This is a genomic window from Prevotella amnii CRIS 21A-A (assembly GCF_000177355.1).
Classification (GTDB): Bacteria; Bacteroidota; Bacteroidia; order Bacteroidales; family Bacteroidaceae; genus Prevotella; species Prevotella amnii.
On the sequence record NZ_ADFQ01000059.1, the window covers coordinates 1 to 5,223 of the forward strand.

Below are 5,223 nucleotides of genomic sequence, written 5' to 3' on the forward strand. Positions count from 1 at the left end.
CTTCCAATTGCCTTGATTTCTCTACGTGTGATACTGTCCTTAAAAGTGTGTAAGCTATTCTTCTCTTTTATCCTTTGTATTTCCATTTTCGTTTATATTCTTCCAACTTTTAAACTGGTATATTTTCTTTTTGTAAGCATTTTTTGTTTCTTCCATTGCCACTGATCCCAAGAGAAATATAACAGCTTGTGCTGATGGCATGGATGTTCTCATATTGATAGTCCTTTTATACTTTCTGTTGAGTCTTTCAATCCTGTTAGTCGTGTATATACACCTTTGCACTTCTTTTGGAAAGTCCATATATGTGAAATATGCCGTATTTCTTTCTGCCTTGTATTTCTTGAGGGTTGGATACTTCTTTTCCCATCTGTCTACAAAAGTAACAAAATGTTCGTATCCCCACAAGGAATCCATACTATCATCTTCCATACGAAAGACTTCTGAGAGTTCACTGGCTATGGCGGGCTTGTCCTTGTGGGCAACACTATTGATAACCTGACGCTTGAGGTGTGCTACACAAAATTGATGTGCGGCACAGGGGAAAGCAGCACAGACGGCGTTCTCTATGCCTGTTAGTGCATCAGAGATAACCAGGTCTATTTCCTTAACTCCTCTATCTTTTAGAGTATCAAGCTCGTCTTTCCAGCATAGGGCACCCTCGGTGGGATGGTTGACTACTGAAAGCACCTCTCTGCTGCCATCCTCAAGTACGACCAATATCGTATAATAGGCTTCTTTTGACACCTGTCTGTCCCTACGGGTGGAGATGAAGGTTGCATTGATATAGACTGCCAGATAGTGAAAGAAAAGATTACGGCAAAGCCATTTCTCGACATCATCACGACAACTGTTTGCCAAATAGGAAACCTGTTGTTTGCTGTAGGAACGACCATAGACACACTCATAAACCTCGCCTATCTGTTCTGTTGTGAGTCCCTTCGTATAAAGAAGATTGAATAGACGCGCGCGTTCCTCGCTTTCGTTACGTATCAATCCAAGAAGGACAAGGTAGAAATTACCACTACGGCTACGGGGAATGCGAAGAGAAAACTCAAAGCCATGACTATACCAGCGACGACTACGAAAGCCATTGCATTGTTCATCTTTGTTTTCACTGACGAATAATTCACGCTCGTGAAACATCAATGAATTCATGATTAAAGACTGAAGAGTTACAAAACCCTCACTACTGCTTGTGTAATTAGAAATAATTTTCGAAATTTGTAATTGTGTAAGTTCCATTTCTTATCTTATTTTATATTTCAAATACAAAGATAATAAAAATATGGGCTTATACACTTTTATAGGACAGTACCCGGTGAATTCAACTAGAAAGTGTAAATTTCCCTTATGTCGATGCCGAACTGGACAATGGAGAGGGGCATACCAATACTAAAGTGAAGGCAGTGAAGTACCCCTTTATCCATTAATCATGTTCCGAAAAGATTATCCTATGCAGCTATTTCACATGCATAAAAGATTCTATACAAAGCATTCTTGAACATTAAATATGTTAAATGTCAAGCTGATTTTTCACCAGTTGGTAATAGACGCCTTTTTTACTAATCATGGTTATATGGTCGCCCTGTTCACAGATTTTACCATCCTTTAAAACAACTATATTATCAGCGTTTCGCACAGTGCTAAGTCTGTGGGCAATGATGATGGCAGTCCTCCCCTTAATAAAATTATTCAAATTTTCCATGATTTCATGTTCATTATTAGCATCGAGAGAATTTGTGGCTTCATCCAATAAAATATACTTAGGGTTTTTATAGATAGCTCGCGCAATGAGAATTCGTTGTTTCTGGCCTAAACTTAGACCATGACCATCGTTTCCAATTCTTGTTTTGTACTTCAACGGTAATTCTTCAATAAAATCATTAATATTAGCAATTTTAGCAGATTTCTTAACTAATTCTGTATTTGATGGTTCAATTCCCGATGTAATATTATTTTTAATTGTATCAGAGAAGATATAGCCTTCTTGCATAACAGTGCCGCAACATTTTCTCCATTCTCTTTTATTCATAGATTCCAAATTGACTCCCCCAATTTCGATGCTCCCCTTATCAGGACAATAAAACCCAAGAATCATTTTTAGGATAGTAGTTTTTCCACTACCGCTAAGGCCTACAATTGCGGTTACCTTGCCTTCTGGTATTTTTAGATTGATATCATTTAAAGTCGGTTTAGAGCTCAATTTGTCATATCTAAACGTGACATGGTGCAATATAATGTCACCATCTTGCATGGAGTCCGTGCCTACTTTGGTCTCATCATCTTCATTTTTTTCCTCATAAACATACTGAAGTCTGTTAATACTTAATTTTGCATCTTGATACTGTCGAAAGAAATTAATCAATTGTTCGACAGGACTATTCAGCATACCTACAATATACTGAATGCTTAGCATCATGCCAAAGGTTATTTTACCTTTGACAACCAAGGTTGCTACAAGTGCTGTTATGATGAGGTTTTTTACCTGATTGAGGAAAAAACCTCCAGATTGCTGATACTGAGATAACTTAAGACCTCTTATCGATAGGCGATAAATATTTCGTTGTATACTCTCCCATTCCCATCTTTTTTGTTGTTCGCACACATTTAATTTAATTTCCTGCATTCCTGATATTAATTGAATAACACTACTTTGATTAGCAGAATTCAAAGAAAATATCTTATGGTCAAGTAATTCCCTTCTTTTCATGAATCTCCATACCCAGCATATGTATAATACACTTCCAGTAAAAAATATTAAAGCAACTATCCAGTTATATATGAGTATGACTACACCTAATACGATCATACTCACAATTGAAAACAAAGTGTCAAGACTTGAGTCTGTCAAAAATGCCTGGATTCTCGAATGGTCATTGATACGCTGTATAATATCGCCATTAAGTTTAGTGTCAAAAAAAGATATTCGTAATTTCATCAATTTCATTAAATAATCAGAAATCAAGGCTATGTTAGTCTTAGTCCCAATAATCAACAATGTCCAACTACGAATAAAACTGACAATAGCTTGACCACACTCTAAAGAAAGTTGCCCAATAAGGATTAGCAGGATGATATTAATGTCTTTTCCCTTGATACCCCAATCTGCAATTGCTTGTGTCAGAAAAGGTAACATAAGTTGAATTGTTGCACCACAAACCATCACTGACAGTAATAGTATTATCTTCCTTTTATATGGCTTAAGATAAGAAAAGAGAAATACAAGTGTTTTCTTTTCATTTCTCTTTAATTTTTGATCTCCTCGCTTTTCATAAAATAATGGAGTAGGTTGTAAGGATAAGGCGACACCTGTTGATTGACCATGTTCGTCTGTGCCATTCAACCAACTTGAACTAAATTCCCATTCATTAAATACCATTCTAACTCCGCCAGCAGGATTAGCAATGTAAAACGTGCAACCCTTCTTCGTCTTCTTAATTTTATATAGCACTGTGAAATGGTTTTGATTCCAATGAAGAATACAGGGTAAAGGCATCTCATCAATCAATTGAATAAGGCTCAATTGAGTACCAACAGTATGGAATCCAATTTTCTCGGCAGCTATACTAATACCATATAAAGATACACCTTCATTAGATATATGGCATAAATCATGAAGGTGTTCTATATTATAGTTTTTGCCATAATACTTACTAATCATGGCTAAACACGTCGGACCGCAGTCCATTGCGTCATATTGTTGCAAAACTGGAAATCTCTTCATTTTTTGTCATTGGTTGGCTACTATCAATTTCCTAGTTATATCTGTAAAGCCTTCGAGGGATATCCATATGTTAGGAAGCATCTCCGGTTGCGTTACATCCCAATGATATAGAGCAGGGAAAGGATAGTTTTTTTTATCTGCTTGCAAGATATAAACAATAGCGTAGAAATTACCCTTAAGCATTAGACGATCAACACACAACACTCGTTTCTTTGATGGCGAGATAATGAGGTTTCGCCAAAAGTCTCCAATCTGTAGTTTACGTTTGCCATTCCATTCATCAGCTAATTCTACTACACAATCACCATTGATATTCAGAGAGTAGTTAGGCGCCCATTCTTGATTTTCGCTGTTAAGTCTTAAGATAATAAATTTATCAGCAGCCACAAATTCTACCCTCTTGTCCTTAAATGGTAGTTGGTTGATGCTTGCTTTAATCAAATCATAAGCCGCATATTGATTATTAAAATTCGACTGGTTTATAAAATTTAACGTATAACCACCAGTATAATTAGGCGACAGTAAATCTTTTCTCAACGGATATTTAACATTCGTCTTAAAATTGATGACCTCAAATGTATTTTCGTTCACGCTTAGCTCTGATGGATCTATAAATTCGAAATTAGAGCTACTGCATCCTATAAATAGGGAAGTAGCCAACATTATAACTATTACAGATTTCATTGTATATTTATTAGAATCGATGTATTTCATTTGACTTGGTATTTGAAAGATGTTTTTTTTGTTTATAATTAAAAGTATAAGAAACCAGAATGAAAATATTATCGTTATCTCTATTGCTATATGAGACGTCATTTATCCAGCCACATTTCGTTGTACTAGTACGTGAGCGAGGGCATAAAACATTGTTCATTGATAATGTAACAAACCAATTTTTTATATTTTTTGAAAGCGAAACTTGAGTATTCCACTGCTCTGTAACCTCCCTAAAGAGAGAAGAATTCTTGCCATAATAATCCACAAATAGCATAATACTTAAATTGTTTTTTAACTCGAAAGTATTATGCACTTTGAAATTCACATATGGATGATTGAAATGATAGAGGGCATCCATATAAGTATATGAGAAAGTTTGCCCACCAAGTCCAATCTCAAGGTACGGAGTATAGAAACCAAAATGCTTCCACCAGTTTACCCCAGCACTCCAGCGTTTGTAATTTGATATATTTACAGCCTGAGATAACACAATATCTTTTGACGCTCCCATTAAACTTCTCTTCATTGCTATGTCATCATTAACGAAATCACATGAAGCGATAAAGCGTAATTTTTTGTATGATGCTAACATATTAATTGAATTCGTATAAGAATAATCTAACATGGAATTTCCTTGAACATAGTAGTATCGACTTTGATATTCTATGTTATCATTCAGTTCACCATAGTTTGGTTTTCTTACGGTTTGTCTATAGCCCAACGATACACTAGTAACATCATTTGGATGAAATGAAATATTTAATGACGGGAATAAATTATTA

The 5,223-nt window shown here is 35.5% G+C and carries 4 protein-coding genes; all 4 read right to left on the reverse strand.

Translation table 11 applies throughout. From position 1 onward, the window contains the following. Positions 1–54: 54 nt before the first annotated feature. The gene (locus HMPREF9018_RS05520) at positions 55–1,242 is read right to left on the reverse strand and encodes an IS256 family transposase (protein ID WP_024992763.1); all 1,188 of its coding nucleotides are present in this window, start codon (positions 1,240–1,242) and stop codon (positions 55–57) included. Positions 1,243–1,513: 271 nt separating this feature from the next. Beyond that, positions 1,514–3,724: a peptidase domain-containing ABC transporter gene (locus HMPREF9018_RS05525; protein ID WP_008449157.1), complete on the reverse strand. Its 2,211-nt coding sequence runs from the start codon at positions 3,722–3,724 to the stop codon at positions 1,514–1,516. Positions 3,725–3,730: 6 nt separating this feature from the next. Further along, complete coding sequence (locus HMPREF9018_RS05530; RefSeq protein ID WP_232724647.1) at positions 3,731–4,408, reverse strand: hypothetical protein; 678 nt, start codon at positions 4,406–4,408, stop codon at positions 3,731–3,733. Between the two features lie 10 nt (positions 4,409–4,418). Continuing rightward, positions 4,419–5,223: outer membrane beta-barrel protein (locus HMPREF9018_RS05535; protein ID WP_008449160.1), on the reverse strand; the 805-nt coding region annotated here is incomplete at its 5' end.

What these genes read in the sequence shown, in the direction of transcription:
- HMPREF9018_RS05520 (WP_024992763.1), bottom strand. Translation starts at nt 1,242, where the DNA reads ATGGAACTTACACAATTACAAATTTCGAAAATTATTTCTAATTACACA.
- HMPREF9018_RS05530 (WP_232724647.1), bottom strand. Translation starts at nt 4,408, where the DNA reads ATGAAATCTGTAATAGTTATAATGTTGGCTACTTCCCTATTTATAGGA.
- HMPREF9018_RS05525 (WP_008449157.1), bottom strand. Translation starts at nt 3,724, where the DNA reads ATGAAGAGATTTCCAGTTTTGCAACAATATGACGCAATGGACTGCGGT.